21 protein-coding genes are annotated in these 16310 nt (G+C 39.1%); 14 read left to right on the top strand and 7 right to left on the bottom strand.

The genetic code is table 11. From position 1 onward, the window contains the following. Window positions 1-46 precede the first annotated feature (46 nt). Complete coding sequence (locus ACEQ1T_RS03850) at window positions 47-292, top strand: hypothetical protein (RefSeq protein WP_009330977.1); 246 nt, start codon at window positions 47-49, stop codon at window positions 290-292. Window positions 293-352: 60 nt separating this feature from the next. On the opposite strand, the gene ACEQ1T_RS03845 is transcribed toward ACEQ1T_RS03850, so the two are convergent. Beyond that, window positions 353-1867, bottom strand: a complete 1515-nt coding sequence (locus tag ACEQ1T_RS03845) for a BCCT family transporter (RefSeq protein WP_370221795.1) — start codon at window positions 1865-1867, stop codon at window positions 353-355. Window positions 1868-2237: 370 nt separating this feature from the next. On the opposite strand from ACEQ1T_RS03845, the gene ACEQ1T_RS03840 reads away from it, so the two are divergent. Further along, window positions 2238-3098 carry a polysaccharide deacetylase family protein gene (locus ACEQ1T_RS03840; protein WP_370221794.1) on the top strand — a complete coding sequence of 287 codons (861 nt, stop codon included), beginning with the start codon at window positions 2238-2240 and terminating at the stop codon, window positions 3096-3098. A 40-nt stretch (window positions 3099-3138) separates the two neighbouring features. On the opposite strand, the gene ACEQ1T_RS03835 is transcribed toward ACEQ1T_RS03840, so the two are convergent. Further along, window positions 3139-3576 (bottom strand): DUF1885 family protein, encoded by a 438-nt coding sequence (locus ACEQ1T_RS03835; protein WP_370221793.1) that lies wholly within the window; start codon window positions 3574-3576, stop codon window positions 3139-3141. Between the two features lie 171 nt (window positions 3577-3747). Here ACEQ1T_RS03835 and ACEQ1T_RS03830 point away from each other — a divergent pair, with 171 nt between their 5' ends. Together ACEQ1T_RS03830 and ACEQ1T_RS03825 are read left to right on the top strand one after the other, a co-directional pair. Beyond that, window positions 3748-4047, top strand: a complete 300-nt coding sequence (locus tag ACEQ1T_RS03830; protein ID WP_206835998.1) for a DUF3055 domain-containing protein — start codon at window positions 3748-3750, stop codon at window positions 4045-4047. A gap of 210 nt (window positions 4048-4257) precedes the next feature. Further along, window positions 4258-4392 (top strand): GapA-binding peptide SR1P, encoded by a 135-nt coding sequence (locus tag ACEQ1T_RS03825; protein WP_019381676.1) that lies wholly within the window; start codon window positions 4258-4260, stop codon window positions 4390-4392. A gap of 42 nt (window positions 4393-4434) precedes the next feature. Here ACEQ1T_RS03825 and ACEQ1T_RS03820 read toward each other — a convergent pair whose 3' ends face one another. Next, a complete protein-coding gene (locus ACEQ1T_RS03820) occupies window positions 4435-5904 on the bottom strand; it encodes an aminotransferase class I/II-fold pyridoxal phosphate-dependent enzyme (RefSeq protein WP_370221792.1) in 1470 nt (489 codons plus the stop codon). Between the two features lie 308 nt (window positions 5905-6212). Between ACEQ1T_RS03820 and ACEQ1T_RS03815 the strand changes: the two genes are divergently transcribed. Then, a complete protein-coding gene (locus ACEQ1T_RS03815; protein ID WP_206836002.1) occupies window positions 6213-7169 on the top strand; it encodes a nitronate monooxygenase family protein in 957 nt (318 codons plus the stop codon). Between the two features lie 56 nt (window positions 7170-7225). After that, the gene (locus ACEQ1T_RS03810; protein WP_206836003.1) at window positions 7226-7501 is read left to right on the top strand and encodes a UPF0223 family protein; all 276 of its coding nucleotides are present in this window, start codon (window positions 7226-7228) and stop codon (window positions 7499-7501) included. Window positions 7502-7578: 77 nt separating this feature from the next. Here the strand turns inward: ACEQ1T_RS03810 and ACEQ1T_RS03805 are convergent, their stop codons facing one another. Continuing rightward, the gene (locus ACEQ1T_RS03805) at window positions 7579-8199 is read right to left on the bottom strand and encodes a YktB family protein (protein WP_370221791.1); all 621 of its coding nucleotides are present in this window, start codon (window positions 8197-8199) and stop codon (window positions 7579-7581) included. A gap of 195 nt (window positions 8200-8394) precedes the next feature. Here ACEQ1T_RS03805 and ACEQ1T_RS03800 point away from each other — a divergent pair, with 195 nt between their 5' ends. The 3 genes from ACEQ1T_RS03800 to ACEQ1T_RS03790 all read left to right on the top strand — a co-directional run bounded on the left by ACEQ1T_RS03800 (window position 8395) and on the right by ACEQ1T_RS03790 (window position 10072). Then, window positions 8395-8589, top strand: a complete 195-nt coding sequence (locus ACEQ1T_RS03800; protein ID WP_035328635.1) for a hypothetical protein — start codon at window positions 8395-8397, stop codon at window positions 8587-8589. Between the two features lie 225 nt (window positions 8590-8814). After that, window positions 8815-9615 (top strand): inositol monophosphatase family protein, encoded by an 801-nt coding sequence (locus ACEQ1T_RS03795; protein WP_206836007.1) that lies wholly within the window; start codon window positions 8815-8817, stop codon window positions 9613-9615. Further along, window positions 9602-10072: a GNAT family N-acetyltransferase gene (locus tag ACEQ1T_RS03790; RefSeq protein ID WP_206836009.1), complete on the top strand. Its 471-nt coding sequence runs from the start codon at window positions 9602-9604 to the stop codon at window positions 10070-10072. The genes ACEQ1T_RS03795 and ACEQ1T_RS03790 overlap by 14 nt, the downstream gene beginning before the upstream one ends. 39 nt (window positions 10073-10111) lie before the next feature. Here ACEQ1T_RS03790 and ACEQ1T_RS03785 read toward each other — a convergent pair whose 3' ends face one another. Beyond that, window positions 10112-10297: a YlaF family protein gene (locus ACEQ1T_RS03785; RefSeq protein ID WP_113881805.1), complete on the bottom strand. Its 186-nt coding sequence runs from the start codon at window positions 10295-10297 to the stop codon at window positions 10112-10114. Between the two features lie 215 nt (window positions 10298-10512). On the opposite strand from ACEQ1T_RS03785, the gene typA reads away from it, so the two are divergent. Genes typA through ACEQ1T_RS03770 form a run of 3 tightly spaced genes read left to right on the top strand, consistent with a single transcriptional unit; the run spans window position 10513 to window position 12998 of the window. Beyond that, complete coding sequence (gene typA / locus ACEQ1T_RS03780) at window positions 10513-12351, top strand: translational GTPase TypA (RefSeq protein ID WP_206836011.1); 1839 nt, start codon at window positions 10513-10515, stop codon at window positions 12349-12351. A 26-nt stretch (window positions 12352-12377) separates the two neighbouring features. Next, window positions 12378-12692 (top strand): YlaH-like family protein, encoded by a 315-nt coding sequence (locus tag ACEQ1T_RS03775; protein WP_009330961.1) that lies wholly within the window; start codon window positions 12378-12380, stop codon window positions 12690-12692. Window positions 12693-12707: 15 nt separating this feature from the next. Continuing rightward, window positions 12708-12998, top strand: a complete 291-nt coding sequence (locus ACEQ1T_RS03770; protein ID WP_206836013.1) for a hypothetical protein — start codon at window positions 12708-12710, stop codon at window positions 12996-12998. A 53-nt stretch (window positions 12999-13051) separates the two neighbouring features. On the opposite strand, the gene ACEQ1T_RS03765 is transcribed toward ACEQ1T_RS03770, so the two are convergent. Next, window positions 13052-13252: a YlaI family protein gene (locus tag ACEQ1T_RS03765; protein ID WP_206836014.1), complete on the bottom strand. Its 201-nt coding sequence runs from the start codon at window positions 13250-13252 to the stop codon at window positions 13052-13054. Between the two features lie 237 nt (window positions 13253-13489). On the opposite strand from ACEQ1T_RS03765, the gene ACEQ1T_RS03760 reads away from it, so the two are divergent. After that, complete coding sequence (locus ACEQ1T_RS03760) at window positions 13490-13945, top strand: pyridoxamine 5'-phosphate oxidase family protein (protein WP_206836016.1); 456 nt, start codon at window positions 13490-13492, stop codon at window positions 13943-13945. Window positions 13946-14033: 88 nt separating this feature from the next. Here ACEQ1T_RS03760 and ACEQ1T_RS03755 read toward each other — a convergent pair whose 3' ends face one another. Next, window positions 14034-14639, bottom strand: a complete 606-nt coding sequence (locus ACEQ1T_RS03755) for a YhcN/YlaJ family sporulation lipoprotein (protein ID WP_206836019.1) — start codon at window positions 14637-14639, stop codon at window positions 14034-14036. A gap of 338 nt (window positions 14640-14977) precedes the next feature. Between ACEQ1T_RS03755 and ACEQ1T_RS03750 the strand changes: the two genes are divergently transcribed. Continuing rightward, window positions 14978-16309, top strand: coding sequence for a PhoH family protein (locus tag ACEQ1T_RS03750; RefSeq protein ID WP_370221814.1), 1332 nt, complete (start codon window positions 14978-14980; stop codon window positions 16307-16309). Window position 16310: the final 1 nt, after the last annotated feature.

The following is a 16310-nucleotide window of genomic DNA, read 5'->3' as shown; positions in this document are numbered from 1 at the left end:
CTATTAAAATAACGGGTAAGGATTAAAAAATTTGGTGGTGGAGTGTATGAAGATTTATACAGCTCTTTTGCTGCAGATGTTAATTTGGAGCGGATATACTTTCATTGAATGGCTGTCAAAATATGACCAGCTCATATATAAAGTCATTATGTTTTTTGTTTTTTTCTATTTGGCAATAAACATTGGAAATTGGGTAATTAAGTCTGCTAAAAAAACATTTATGGTAACTGTTATGAGCCTAAGCTTATATGCATCTTTCCATTTTGCAATGTCCTACTTGTCTCATTGGTAAAGTTACGGGAAAAGAGAAAAAATCGGCACCTTTTGCAGGTGCCGATTTTTTTAGGCTTTATCAGCTGTTTTTTTTCGGGATGACTTCTTCTTTAAACGATTTAGCCAGCGAAACCACAATTAGAAGCATAATGATGGTAAATGGAAGTGCAGCTATAATGGAAGCCCTTTGGAGTGCTTCGAGACCTCCTGTCCATAAAAGGATGGCTGCAGATGCTGATTGAATAATGCCCCAGACAAATTTTACTTTACCCGGAGGGTTCAGGCTTCCGTTCGTCGTCTGCATTCCCAGAACAAAAGTAGCTGAGTCTGCAGAAGTAATAAAGAATGTGCTGATTAAGAAGATAGCCAATGAGCTGAGAACAGTGCTGAAAGGGAAGTTATCAAACACAGTAAACAGTGCTACTTCCATTCCCTGCTGCTCAATTGTTTCCATAATAGGCTTAGCCTCGAAGAATTCAAGGTATATACCTGTTCCTCCAAAAACAGAGAACCAAAGTGCCCCAAATAGGGTGGGAACAGCAAGTACACCAATAACGAATTCTCTTATTGTCCTTCCACGGGATATTCTGGCTATGAACGTACCAACAAATGGCGCCCAGGCAATCCACCATGCCCAATAAAAAATGGTCCAATCCTGAAACCATGTCAGCTCCTGATCAAAGGGGCTGAGCCTGAAGCTCATGGATGGAAGGTTTTGAAGATAAGAGCCAATCGTCGTTGTGAACAGGTCCATTATAAAGTTAGACGGACCTACAAACAGCAGAAATAATAATAAAGAAATTGCTAAGATAATATTTAAATTACTTAAATATTTTATTCCTTTGTTTAATCCAGTCTGTGCTGAAAGCATAAACAAGACGGTTACAACGATAATAATAATTAATTGAGTGGTGAAATTATTACCGATACTGCCGAATATTCCAGATAGTCCTCCGGCAATCTGAATAGCACCCAGACCTAATGATGTTGCAACTCCAAAAACAGTAGCAAAGACGGCAATAAAATTAATTATTACGCCCAGCGGCCCATCCACTTTGCTCCCTAAAATTGGCCTCAAAATGGAGCTGATAACTCCCGGTGCACCTTTTCTGAACTGGAAATACGCGAGTGCAAGCCCAATGACAGTATAAATAGCCCATGGATGAAGACCCCAATGGAAAAAGGAGTACCTCATGGCTGCCCTAGCTGCTTCTGGTGTCTGTCCTTCCAGAAATGGAGGTGCATAAAAGTGATACATTGGTTCTGATACTCCCCAAAAAACCAGGCCTATTCCCATCCCGGCACTAAAAAGCATGGCAAACCAGGATAAATAGCTATATTCTGGCCTATCTGCATCCTTGCCCAGACGAATATTCCCGTATTTGCTGAATGCTAATAGGATTGAAAAAATCAAAAAGATAGAAGCTGATAATAGGTAAAACCAGCCGAACTTCTCCAATATGAATCCTTGAACAGTTGATGTAACAGAATCAAGATTGCCTTTTGGCAGTATGGTCTTTGGGACAAGTCCCCATAAAATAAATATTGCTGTGAATATGACTGAAACCGTAAAAACGGGTGTCAGTTTCTTCATCCAATCCCTCCAATTCTTAATAAAATGAACCTAAATAAAATAATTCTGTAAAACTCCCAATCCTTAAAATGCAGGAAAATAAGTATTCCGCATTTCTGACAGTATAGCTTGATTTTTTAAAGCATTTTGAAGCTCAGCAGGGGAGAGCAGCTTCCCGAAAAAGATCGCCAATGTAAAATCGAAAGGATGTAAAGATCAAAAACTGAATTCTGAATTTTACTTTTGAATGTTCAAAACGGACCTGTTTCGGGTAAAATCAGTAGGTAATGGTAAGGTGTCAAAAAGGGGAACAACTCTTTTAAAAAGGCCATTTTACATACTAACACTTATTGGTGTGAGTTTAAAGGAATATGCACTGCAGGAGGTCAATATGAGAATAACAGGACTTGTCATAGGTGTTTTCTTTCTAATGATTCTGGCATCGTGTACGGATCATACTGCGGTTGAAAGTCAGCCATCAGAATTGGAAAAAGAAGAGTATAAGCAAGAAGAAAATAATTCGGATGACCATTCCAAATTTCATGAATCGAAATCGGAGAAGAATAAAGAAGATGCCGAAGAAGAGCCGGAAGAAGAAGCAGTATCCTTATTAGAACCGCAATATAGGATAAATGCAAGTAATTGGACAATAGAACCAATGAATCAGGCAAATTCAAAAGTTGTATTACTGACCATTGACGATGCGCCGGATAAAAATGCATTGGAGATGGCCAGGATCTTAAAAAAACTAGCTGCACCGGCTATATTTTTTGTTAATGGGCACTTCATTGATACTCCGGAAGAAGCAAAAGTTTTGAAGGAAATACACGAACTTGGGTTTGCTATCGGTAATCACACATACAGCCACCCCAACCTGAAAACCTTATCAGAGGCACAGCAGTATAAAGAAATTGTTGGTCTTAATGACCGAGTAGAAGAGATTATTGGAGAGAGGCCAAAGTTCTTCCGGGCACCATTCGGATCCATTTCTGACTACAGCAGAAAAGTCGCCAAGGATGAAAACATGCTCCTCATGAATTGGACATACGGATATGACTGGGAAAAGGAATATCAGTCAAAAGAAGCTTTGGCAGATATAATGATTAATTCACCCTTTTTAGTGAATGGTGCAAACTTATTGATGCATGATAGGCAATGGACAAAAGAAGCTCTAGAGGATATTGTGAAAGGTCTGCAGAATAAAGGATTTACCCCAGTTGATCCCGCTCAAATCAGCCAGGAAATAGAATGAGAACAGCAGCTGCTGTTCTCAACGTTTTTATTGGAATCAATTATTTTCTTTTATAATAGTACATGATTCTTCCATTGAAGAGATGCAATTCACCTTGCAGCTTTTTAGCGAGAAATTTGCAAAATTCATTTGCTTTACCTTTATCTCCAAATGTTGCACCTTCCGGCAATGTAACCTGTATGTACGCCTGCTCCCGTTCAGAACCGTCTTCCTCAATAACTTTTTCTTTATCAACGCCTAGCAATATGGCGTTATATCGGTCATGGTCAGAATAAAGGTAAAACCAGGTTTCTTTTGCATCAGGCTTCTCTTTAATTTCATAAGGAAAGGCTGCATCATTATAGTCCCAATTTATCTGATTGCCTGTTTTGCCTGTAATATCCTTATAATATAAGAAAAGTTCTTTAAGCTCTTCTGTTGAAATATTTTCCTTAGCTGATGAAGGAACCAGCTTGATAAAAGAATTAGCCGCCAACATCTATCCCCCCATTATCCCCATAATTATGGTAACGAACGTCCTCCTTCATTCTAGCATTAGATAAAATCTTATGACAACTTAAAATAGTAAGGCAAAATTAAATTACTTGTCAAATCGCCTATATTAAATTATAATAATATTCTAAATATTTATTTAAAAAGGAGGAATTTTATGGATTTATTTGAGAAGCTCTATGATGAGCATGAAAACGTGAATGTCCGTTTTGTTGGCTTTACGACAGAGTCAACCCGTTATGATTTTGGAATTGTCTATACAAACCTCTTCTTTTCCAAGCCTCTGGTTATTTGTATGCAGACTGGCCGCTCAACTCTCCTCGACCCTAAAGATCTCGAAGACATCGAATACTTGCAAAAGGCATTCAAGCTTGATTTATATGAACAGGCGGCTGATTTAAGCGAGTTTTTCTCAGAAGCAATCCCCGGTGCGCGTTTTGAAGAACAATACGATTAAGCAAAAAAAACAGGCCAAATTGGTCTGTTTTTTTTATTATGTCATACTAATAATAAAGGTTTATAAATGAAGTTAACGTAAATACCAATAAAAAACAATAATTATGTTATACAATTAGGCTTGATAAATTAATAGTGTTATATTATTATTGATATAGAGATAAAGCGCTTTCAACTAAAATTAAAACTCAATGAAAAGGAGAATGAAAAGATGGGTACAATCGTATGCCAGGCTTGCAATTCAACTATTGATCATTTTGAGGATGAAAAAGTAACTGTACTATATTCAAAAAAATGCAATTGCTGTGACGGAGAAAAAACAGAGAATACAAAAAATAATCGTTAATCATAAAAAGAGCCTTTCCTAAAAGTGGAAGGCTCTTTTGCATTATCTGATGGCCCGGTGCTCTTCAATAACACGAAGATATTTAAAGTCGTAATCTTCAGGCCCTTGAACTGGAAGTCCCGCTTCCATATTCGTTTTTATATAACGCAGGTTTTCCTTAGTAATGATTTCTCCTGGAATAAATATAGGTATTCCGGGTGGATAAACCATAATGAATTCGGCGATAATTCTTCCTTCTGACTCGTCAAATGGAACCAGTTCTGTATCAGCATAAAATGCGTCACGTGGTGTAAGTGATAAAACGGGAATATCAGGCAGCAGCACTTGAGTTTCAAGCTTTTCAGTATTTCCTTTGCGCTCAGTAGCGAGTTCGGCAAGAGCAGAAACTAAAATATCAGCTTCTCTTTCAGTGTCACCGGGGGTAACGATGCAAAGAATATTATATAAATCAGACATTTCTACTTCAATATTATGATGTTCCCGGAGCCAATTTTCCACATCGAAACCATTCATGCCAAGTTCTTTGACAGAAATAATCAATTTGGTCGGATCGTAGTCATGCGCCGCTTTTGTTTCCAGTATTTCTTCACCGACACAATATAGCCGGTCAATATCATTGATGCGGCGGCGAATGGACTGGGCCAAATCAATAGTCTTTTGAATAAGGTCCTTTCCTTCAGTCGCAAGACGTTTTCTGGCAACATCCAAGGAGGCAAGCAATAAATAAGAAGTGGAAGTTGTTGTCAGCATGCTTAAAATGGATTGTACCCTTTTGGCCGAAACAAGATTCCCTTTCATATTTAATATTGAACTTTGTGTCATTGATCCGCCCAGTTTGTGGACTGACGTTGCTGCTAAGTCAGCGCCGGCCTGCATGGCTGATAATGGAAGTTCGTCATGGAAGTGAATATGCACACCATGTGCTTCATCCACAAGTACAGGCACATTGTATGAATGGGCTATTTCAACAATTTTCCTAAGATCTGCAGATACACCGAAATAAGTAGGATTAATCACTAATACCCCTTTGGCGTCCGGATGAAGTTCCAGTGCTTTCGAGACTGACTCAGTTGTAATGCCGTGAGATATACCCAGGTTTTCATCAATTTCAGGATGTATAAAAATAGGGGTTGCCCCTGAAAAAACAATTGCAGACATGACGGATTTATGAACATTCCTCGGAACAATGATTTTATCCCCTGGCCCGCAGACAGCCATAACCATGGTCATGATGGCTCCGCTCGTTCCTTGTACAGAGAAGAATGTTTTATCCGCCCCAAAAGCCTCTGCTGCAAGATCCTGTGCTTCTTTTATAATGCCTTTTGGCTGATGAAGATCATCGAGTGGACCAATGTTGATCAGGTCAATGGCGAGTGCATTATCACCTATATATTCCCTGAATTCCGGATCAATCCCGGCACCTTTTTTGTGGCCGGGTATATGAAACTGTACCGGATCCTTTTTTGCGTGTGCAAGCAAACCGCTGAACAGCGGTGTTTTGTATTGAGACAACTTATTCCCACACCTCTTTAAAATTAATATTTCAATATGCTCATGCTGTTATAAAACATTTGCATTATAGCATTATTCAATCCCTTTGCATAGAAAGTTTTATTGCATATTCATCCTGATAAAGCCTGTCTGGTTACCGCTCCTGGAGACGAAAGGTTTGCCCAATCCCGATTGAAGGGTTCGTCATATGCTTGTCGTCCCTGGACAGCCGCCACCACATTTCGATTTGCCATTAGTTTTAGAAGTTAACAGGAATTTTAACCTTATAAATAGAAATAAAAAGTCAGGAAGAAATGGAGGGTTTATAAATGAAGTGGAACACACGTGTGACAGAATTATTAAAAATTAAATATCCAATTATACAGGGTGGCCTTGCCCATCTTGCTTATTCAGACTTGGCAGCAGCTGTTTCAAATGCAGGAGGATTAGGGCAGATTACTGCAATGTCTCTCAGCAGCCCGGAAAAATTAAGAGACGAGATCCAAAAGGTTAAGAAATTGACAGATAAACCATTTGGGGTTAATTTTGCTATTGGGCAGCATGGAAGGCCATTTTCTCATTACCTGGATATTGCAATTGAAGAAGAAGTTCCTGTTATTTCTATGACAGGGGGGAATCCTGCGCCTATTTTTGATCAGTTAAAGGGTGTAAATGTTAAGAAACTTGTACTTGTGGCGGCAAAACGGCAGGCAGTAAAGGCAGAGGAACTTGGGGCAGATGCTGTGATGGTCGTTGGACAGGAAGGCGGAGGACATTTAGGCAGGGATGATATTGGAACCTTCGTTCTAGTTCCTCAGGTGGCTGATGCTGTATCCATTCCTGTTATTGCCTCAGGAGGAATTGGAGACGGCAGGGGCCTGATGGCAGCTTTAAGTCTTGGAGCAGAGGGTATTGAGATGGGGACAAGATTTGTTGCGACAAAGGAATGCGTCCATGCTTCTGAATTATATAAAAATCGTTTAGTCGAAGGAACAGAAAATGACACAGTAGTAATAAAAAGAACTATAGGTGCACCTGCAAGGGTAATAGCTAACTCATGGACGGAAAAAATACTCGAAATCGAAAAACAAAACGGCGGCTATGAGCAATTAAAAGACTACATTAGCGGGAATGCTAATAAAAAATATATATATGAAGGGAACGGCCATGAAGGATTTGCATGGGCTGGACAAGTTATGGGATTAATTAAGGATATCCCCTCAGTTGAAGAACTATTCCAGCGGATCGTTGCAGAAGGAGAATCAATCAGGGGAAAATGGGTTTAATATTGATAAAATAATGTGAAAATACATCATGACTATCATAAATGAGGTGAAGTGAAATGGAATATCAGTACCCGATTGACCAGGATTGGTCAACCGAAGAAATAGTTGACGTTATTAAATACTTTGAAAGCATTGAAATGGCATACGAAAAAGGAATTGAGCGGGAACAATTCATGAATGCATATAGACGCTTTAAGGAAATCGTTCCGGGAAAAGCCCACGAGAAAAACATTTGTGATGAATTTGAAGAACAAAGCGGTTATTCCTCCTATAGGACCGTTAAATTGGCCAAAGAACGTTCAGCAGGGGATAAAGTAAGAATGCAGAAATAGACTTAGTAAAAAAACAAAACCTTCAATTTGAAGGTTTTGTTTTTTTAGCTGCCTATTCCACGATATGCGAAACATGTTTATGCCATTTTGTATAGGGGTAATAAATTTCTAAATACAGATTCAGCTTTTTGAATAAACTGATCAGATGACATCTGAACGGCATCTTCTCGAGAAATATGATAGCCGCAAAGAATTTCAGCTTTTTTAACATTTTGCAGGCGCTGAAACATGGATTTTAATTCTTCTTTGGAAATTTGATTATGAGGAACAGCATCTGGTTTTGTGTGATCGCCTGACCAGACATAATCCTTGGGTATTTCTTTATAAAATATATCCAGGCTGTTTTCAAAAGATTTGCCTGCAGCAGCTTTATTCGGTGCTTCATATATGATGGCAAACCAGATGAATACATGCGTTTCCCATAAACCTATCTGGAAATGAGGAACCATTTTGTATCCCCGCGCATTGCCTGCAAATGCAACCCACGTATCATTTGGCGGATTCTTTGTTCTTCTGGCATGCTTAGCAACATGAGGGAATATTTCATCTCCGGACATGTTTGAGAGAGAAGGTGCACAATGGCGTCCCAAGTCTTCCAACTTAGGCCTAATAACAGATTTTAACCTGTCCATTCTTTCATCAAGTCCATCTATTTTGAAGACATCGAAATCATCGTTTGTAAAACCAGAAAAAGACATAAGCTAACCTCCTATATGCTTTGTCAAATATTGTAGCATAACCTCGAACAATCCAAAAATTTTAAGCTCTGAAGAAGCGGCTAAATAAAGTTTTAGGTTATCGCACAAATTAGTTGCAACTGAGAATTGTCCTTCATATGATAATAGTAAAAATAATCAGAAAATTAATCACTATTGGAAGGGGTGTACTGTCTAATGAAACAACTTATGAATACAGTGAAGAAAAAAAATGGTGATAGGGAAAGAACAGCGGTCTTAAGGCTGGAAATGGATTATGAGTTAGCTACTTTGTTTGATGCCATGTCAGAAAAAAATGAAGATCTCCAGAAACAATCTAAGCTAAAGCTTGAAAAAATCAGGCAGGAACTTCTTAGATTAAAAGCACTTTAAGATTAATTGTGACTAAAGGAGAAAAGGCAGAAAAAATGCAAATGAAAAGAAAAAATAATTAGAAACGGACTCCCTGATTTCATGAGGAGTTCGTTTATTATTTTGGCAATTGTTTTTACCTGCAAATGATAACCCGCATCATAGGAGAGTATATAACTTGAAGAACCCAGCTAATTCATTTAAGCTAGTTATATTTTAAGGATATACCAAGCGGAGGGCGGACCTATGACAAATTGGAGTGAAATTCATACATATGCCAAAGCCTTGATTAGAGAGGCCGGCGAAAATATTAAAAATTCTTTCAGCAAAACTTTGACCATCACCACCAAGTCAAATGCAAACGATTTAGTGACAGATATAGATCAGGAAACAGAACAATTCTTCATAAAAAAAATTAATGAAAAATATCCTGGCCATCGAATCCTGGGTGAAGAGGGTTTCGGTAATAAACTAAGCGATATGGAAGGAATTGTGTGGATTATTGATCCAATTGACGGAACAATGAATTTTGTCCATCAGCAAAGAAACTTTGCTATATCAATAGGCATTTATGAAAACGGAAAGGGAAAAGTTGGTTTAATTTACGATGTAGTCCATGATGAGTTATATCATTGCATGAAGGGGCAGGGTGTTTTCCTGAATGATTTGGAACTTCCGCCATTAAAGGAAACGGATGTATCAAAGGCAATAATCGGATTGAATGCTACCTGGGTTACGGAAAATAGAAGAATTGATCCATCACTCCTGGCTCCCCTCGTAAGAAATGCAAGAGGAACCCGATCCTATGGTTCAGCAGCAATTGAAATGGCATATATTGCATCCGGTAGGGTTGATGCATACATAACAATGCGTCTGGCTCCATGGGATTTCGCCGCTGGTGTGATCATGATTGAGGAATTGGGAGGAATTGCAACAACCGTTAAAGGTGATCCTCTGAATTATCTTGAAAACAATTCTGTTTTTGTCTCTAAGCCTGGGCTTCATCAGGAAATCATGAAAGAATACTTAAAAAATGGCAATTGGTAATATATCAAGCAGCAGGTTCACAGATGAAGACTTGCCATTTTTTTTAGAGGTCATTAAGGATAGTGCTGCCTGGGAAGAAGAAGAAAAAAGCGGGCATAACCTGAGGGATTATATGGCGAGGTATCAGGAATTAAACGGGGAGTGGAGAATTTGGAGGCTCGATGGAGAACGGATAGCTGTCACATTCCACTTAAATTCATCTCCTTCTAACAGGAAACCCTGGCTAGGTACCATCCTGGTTAAGAACAGTATTCGCAGGAAAGGAATCGGTACTAAGATTATTGAGCTGTTAGCCGAAGAATTAAAGCAAAAAGGAGAAAAGTCTTTCTTTTCAGGTGTTCCTGAGAACCGGCATGATTGGATATATTTTTTAAGTGATGCCGGCTTTGAGCAATTCAAAATGGAGGCTTCTCCCGATGGCAAAGACTTCTTAATAATGGTCTGTCCATTAATTTGATAAAGCTGCAGCTCAGAGCTGCAGCTTTTATTGCCGTTTCTATAATAAACCGTCTTCTCTCATTTTCTTCTTTGTTTTAAAACCGTATCCCATTACAAAAATTAAAGCAATGATGGCAATGATCATCCCTATTATGCTTCTTTCAGCTACAGCAACGCCTATGCCCATCATGCATAGAGCTGCCCCAATCGCAAAGGCTAATAAAGGCCACTTGATTTTGTTCATAAATGTTTTACACTCCCAAGCGGATTATTTTAAGTAAATATTGGCGAAAAATATGTAAAGAGAATAAAAATGAACAGCATACATCAGAAATAATTCCTTTTCAACATTATTTTACACAAAAAGCTTTTAGGTTTCTATAGTAATTGTGATATAATGTATCAGTTGTGAAAAATGTTGAAAAAATGATTCAGTTTCTATAAATAGGAGGAAATCTTTTGAAATTAAGAGAAGATATTCGAAATATTGCAATTATAGCCCACGTTGACCATGGTAAAACAACATTGGTTGACGAGCTTTTAAAACAGTCCGGGACTTTCCGTTCAAATGAGCACGTGGAAGAGCGCGCAATGGATTCAAACGATCTGGAAAGAGAACGCGGTATTACGATCTTAGCTAAAAACACTGCAGTTAAATATAAAGATACCAGAATTAACATTCTGGATACGCCTGGACACGCAGATTTCGGCGGTGAAGTGGAACGTATCATGAAAATGGTTGATGGTGTTTTATTGGTAGTTGATGCATATGAAGGCTGTATGCCTCAAACACGTTTCGTACTCAAAAAGGCTTTGGAGCAAAAATTAACACCAATCGTAGTAGTAAATAAAATTGATAAGGAATCTGCACGCCCAACAGAAGTTGTTGATGAGGTTATCGATTTATTTATCGAACTTGGTGCAGACGAAGACCAGCTTGAATTTCCGGTTATTTATGCTTCTGCTATTGCTGGGACTGCAAGTACAACTCCTGATAAACAGGATGATGATATGCATTCTGTTTATGAAGCAATTATAGACCATATACCAGCACCTATTGATAATCGTGAAGAGCCGCTACAATTCCAGGTTGCACTTTTAGATTACAATGATTATGTGGGAAGAATCGGAATTGGCCGTGTATTCCGGGGAACAATCAAGGTTGGCCAGCAGGTTGCCTTAATGAAGCTTGATGGTTCAGTTAAGCAATTCCGGGTTACAAAAATCTTTGGCTTCTTCGGCCTTAAACGCGAGGAAATTCAAGAAGCGTTTCCAGGAGATTTGATCGCTGTTTCCGGAATGGAAGACATCAACGTCGGGGAAACAATCTGCCCTGTCGAACATCAGGAAGCACTGCCTGTTCTAAGAATAGATGAGCCAACATTGCAAATGACTTTCGTTGTAAATAACAGCCCATTTGCAGGAAGAGAAGGCAAGTATATTACGGCCAGAAAAGTTGAAGAAAGATTGCGTGCCCAGCTCGAGACAGATGTGAGTCTTCGTGTCGAAAATACAGATTCACCTGACGCTTGGGTTGTATCTGGACGTGGAGAACTTCATTTATCAATCCTCATTGAAAATATGCGCCGTGAAGGTTTTGAATTGCAGGTTTCCAAGCCTGAAGTAATTATTAGAGAAATTGATGGTGTTCGCTGCGAACCGGTAGAACGTGTTCAAATTGATGTGCCAGAGGATAATACCGGCTCAATCATTGAATCAATGGGTACACGTAAAGGTGAAATGCTTGATATGGTCAATAACGGAAATGGCCAAGTGCGACTTACATTCAACGTCCCAGCCCGCGGACTAATTGGCTACTCCACAGAATTTATGACGCTTACTCGCGGATATGGTATTATCAATCACACATTTGACAGCTACCAGCCTGAAATTAAAGGACAAATCGGAGGCAGAAGCAAGGGTGTGCTTGTTTCCATGGAAAGCGGAAAGTCATCCACATATGGTATTATGCAAGTAGAGGATAGAGGTACCATTTTCGTTGAACCAGGTACTGAAATCTATGAAGGAATGATTGTTGGAGAGCATACTCGCGAAAATGACCTTACTGTCAATATTACTAAAGTAAAGCATGCAACCAACATCCGTTCTGCTAATAAGGATCAAACGAATGTAATTAAAAAGCCGCGTATTTTGACTCTTGAAGAAGCTCTTGAATATTTGAATGATGATGAGCTGCTTGAAGTAACACCTGAGTCAATCAGACTGCGCAAAAAAATTCTTGATAAAAATGAACGTGAAAGAATGGCCAAAAAGAAAAAATACGCTGAAACTAACTAAGGCTAAGAAGGGGAGGAGAGAAGGATATGGATGTTTCACAGCGCCTGTCTTTTTTCGCTGCTTTGTTCAAAGTCCATGAGAATCCCACAACTGGAATGTGGCTTCTATATATAACAATTGTTCTACTGTCCATACTGGTTTTTAAATTGGGGTTTGCCAAGAAACTTCCTATAATAAAATCAGCTGTTATATATACCTTCTTGATTTTAGGATGTACCGTGCTGACATTTCTTGGGGTATTCCTTCCTGTAGCAGAAGGCCTTGTGGTTGCTGCGTTAATTTTGATTATCTATAAAATCCGCCTTCACCAGGAAAAGAAGGAACAGGCAAAGGCGGAATAACCGGGAGAGACTGAGATGAAATCTTTGCAGGATTCACTGTATAACTGGTTAACGATAAAAATTGTCTGTGATGAACGTCCGGATGATACAGCAGCAGCAGACACAGAAAGAATGTTTTTTGACATTCTTGCACAAGAGCATAAGATTTCTGATATCGAAGTTGAAAAAGATGAAGTAATGTACTTTGTGCATTATACTAAGGATACAGAACGGAAGAAGAGCCGTTTTCCACGTGAGTTAATAGAAGTGATGCTTGATCAGATTCAAAATGAACCTGAAAAGTATGTGAATTATCCAGAGAAATAAGAAAAGCCGTCCCTAAATGATGTTAGGGACGGCTTTTTTATGCTTCGCCTGATTTACCATTCTTCCTCCTGGACTTGGCTTCGATAGAGCTTAAAGTTTCCGGTATCTGCTCTTTTCTGAGTATTTTCGGTAATTCTTGTTTCGCATGGTTTGCACATATATGTGTGAATAGGGCGGTTTCGAAGCCGTTTAGCCTGTAAGGACTCGTTTTCAATTGATTCGATTTTATCACAAAGTACACATTTTACTCGCATAGGACACCTCATATTGTTTTAGCTGTTGTTAATACCATTATAGTATAAGTTAAGGATTGATTCGAATGCTTTGCGGCAAATTACAATTTTTTTGGGTCAGGCCGTATCGGGTTTATTGTGTTAGTTCATATTAGTATAGAAAGAGCAAAGGCTCTAACAGACTTGAGGTAAAGGATGTTATTGGTTGAAAGAAAAGCGTTATCATACTATGATTAAATTATTAAAGGAGGGAAAAGAATGGCAAATCAGGTAGAACCCAAATTAATTAAACCATTATATGACGAACTGCAAAAGGAACGTTTTGTTACTCTTGCCACTATTGATTTTGAAACCGGCGGACCAAACGTTAATGCGATTTCATGGGTTTTGGCAAAAAATGAGGAAACATTGTATTTTGCTGTCGATAACCGTTCCAGGATTGTTCAAAACATAAATAGCAATAACATGGTTGTGCTGAATATTATTGCGAATGAATCTACATACTCCATCGCTGGTGAAGCTTCGGTTAAGGCAGAAAAGATGGACGGAGTACCTCTTAAGCTTGCACTTATGGAAATCACTGTGAAAGAAGTCCGTGATGTCATGTTTTACGGATCTAAAATCACTGTGGAACCGCAATATGACAAAACATATGATAAAGACGCAGCAGCCCGTTTGGACAAACAGGTTATGGAAGCGATGAAAAAAGCTTAGTTCCCTCGGGAACTAAGTTTTTTTTGGCTAAAAAAGGGGCAGGCACCTATGCCACTTAGTTAAAATGGTATAGGTGCCTGCAACCCTTTTATTTATGATAATTCGAGTGTTTTTCCTGTTTTTGTTCGAGCTGTTTTTCCTGATTATTGTCGAGTTTTTTCTTTGGATCTTCAGTTGCGTTTTTCTCATTTTTCTTTTTTGGATCAACTAAATCGGCAGGAACTTCAGGCATAAGCCGGCCAGCGATATCTGCCAGTTCATTCATGATTCCTTGCAAGGGTTCGCCGTTTTGAATGTCTTCAGCTATTTCCCGCAGCCTTGCGTTAATATCCGGATCAGCCACTACAATTGCTCTTGCACCATGAGGATCATTTTTGAGGCTTTCGGCAACTGAATATTTAATTGTTCCAACCTCAGAACGGTCGAGGTTTTTGTTCACATCTACTCCGACTATAGCAAAACGTCCAAGGACAACAGCAGTCGCATCATTTACATTAGGAACTCTGGTAGCCAAATTGACAAGATGCCTGGAAACTTGCTGTCCAGTTTCCCTGTCAACTTCCTGTATTGTACTATTTTTAACATTTATGGTGTTGGCATTTTGCTGTTCCTGATGGTCCAGCGCCTGATTGCCGTTCATACCGCACCCTGATAATAGCAATCCTGTCATGCATATCAGCAGCCATTTATTCATATTTGACACCTCCGGGCGATCAAAATTTCCCTGAAATTGAAAGTGGACACTTGAATTTTCAGGTTCAGGAATAATGAGATTCTTTAATGTTATTGTGCAAAATTTCTTCTATCTTTATTCGGCATTACATATATTTTTACCAAGATAGATTTGTCCACTTCATAAGAAAGCTTTATTCCTGATTAATCAACATCTTTAAAAGAATGAATAATATAAAACAACAGGAGAATATTCCATCAAGATTGAAGGTGATTCTTTCATGAAGCTGCAAATCCGCATGCAGGGGACCCCGCTTTTGTAATTTGCTTTAAAAAGACACAAGAGGAGCAGGAGGCATCATATTGAGTAAAATTTACGTATTAGATACCAATGTCTTGTTGCAGGATCCTAATTCCATATTTTCATTTGAAGAAAATGAAGTAGTCATCCCGGCTGTAGTTCTAGAAGAAGTTGATTCTAAGAAAAGGTATATGGATGAAATTGGGAGGAACGCAAGGCAAGTATCCCGGCTGATTGACAGCATGAGGGAGACGGGTAAGCTGCATGAGAAAATACCTCTTGAAAATGGCGGAAGCCTGCGAATTGAGTTAAATCATAGATCATTTCATGAACTTCAAGAGATTTTTGTTGAAAAAACAAATGATAATCGGATTTTGGCAGTTGCAAAAAACTTATCACTTGAGGAAGAGACAAAAGAAAATGGACGAACGGTTATTCTTGTAAGCAAAGATGCCCTTGTCAGAGTTAAAGCGGATGCTATCGGGCTAATTTCAGAAGACTTCTTAAGTGACCGTGTGGTTGAAAATGATCATTTATATCCTGGATTTCTGGAAGTCTATATCAGTCTCGATATTATGAACCGCTTTTATGAAAAAAGTGAACTGCCGCTATCAGAAATAGCAAACCATCCTTTCTACCCGAATCAGTTTCTGGTGATGAAAGATGCGCTGGGTTCATCTTCGTCTGCACTTGGTATTGTGGATAAAAGTGGGAAGAAAGTGAAAAAGCTCATTTTTGACCATGATCATATTTGGGGGATTAAGCCCAGAAACGTCCAGCAGACAATGGCTCTCGAGCTATTGCTGAGAAATGATCTGCCGCTTGTTACGCTTATCGGGAAGGCGGGGACTGGGAAAACTCTTCTGGCGCTGGCATCCGGCTTAATGCAGACAGAAGATTATGGGCAGTACAAAAAATTGCTGGTGGCTCGCCCCATTGTGCCGGTAGGAAAAGATTTGGGATTCCTTCCCGGAGAAAAAGAGGAGAAGTTAAGGCCATGGATGCAGCCAATTTTTGATAATTTGGAGTACCTGTTTAATGTCAAAAAGCCAGGTGAATTGGATGCGATATTGGCTGGTATGGGCTCTATTGAGGTTGAAGCTCTGACATATATTAGGGGCAGAAGCATACCAGATCAATTTATTATTATAGATGAAGCACAGAACCTGACAAAGCATGAAGTAAAAACCATTTTAACCAGGGTTGGTGAAGGAAGTAAAATTGTCCTGATGGGAGATCCTGAGCAAATTGATCATCCATACCTGGATGCTTATAACAACGGTCTCACCTATGTCGTGGAAAGGTTCAAAGATCAGGTTATCTCAGGACATGTCAAGCTTGTTAAGGGTGAGAGATCAGGCCTTGCCCAGCTTGCGGCTGACCTATTATAGC

This window comes from Cytobacillus sp., assembly GCF_964223445.1.
Classification (GTDB): Bacteria; Bacillota; Bacilli; order Bacillales; family Cytobacillaceae; genus Cytobacillus.
The sequence above is the reverse complement of the archived record's forward strand: the minus strand, read 5'-3'. Positions and strand labels throughout refer to the sequence as shown.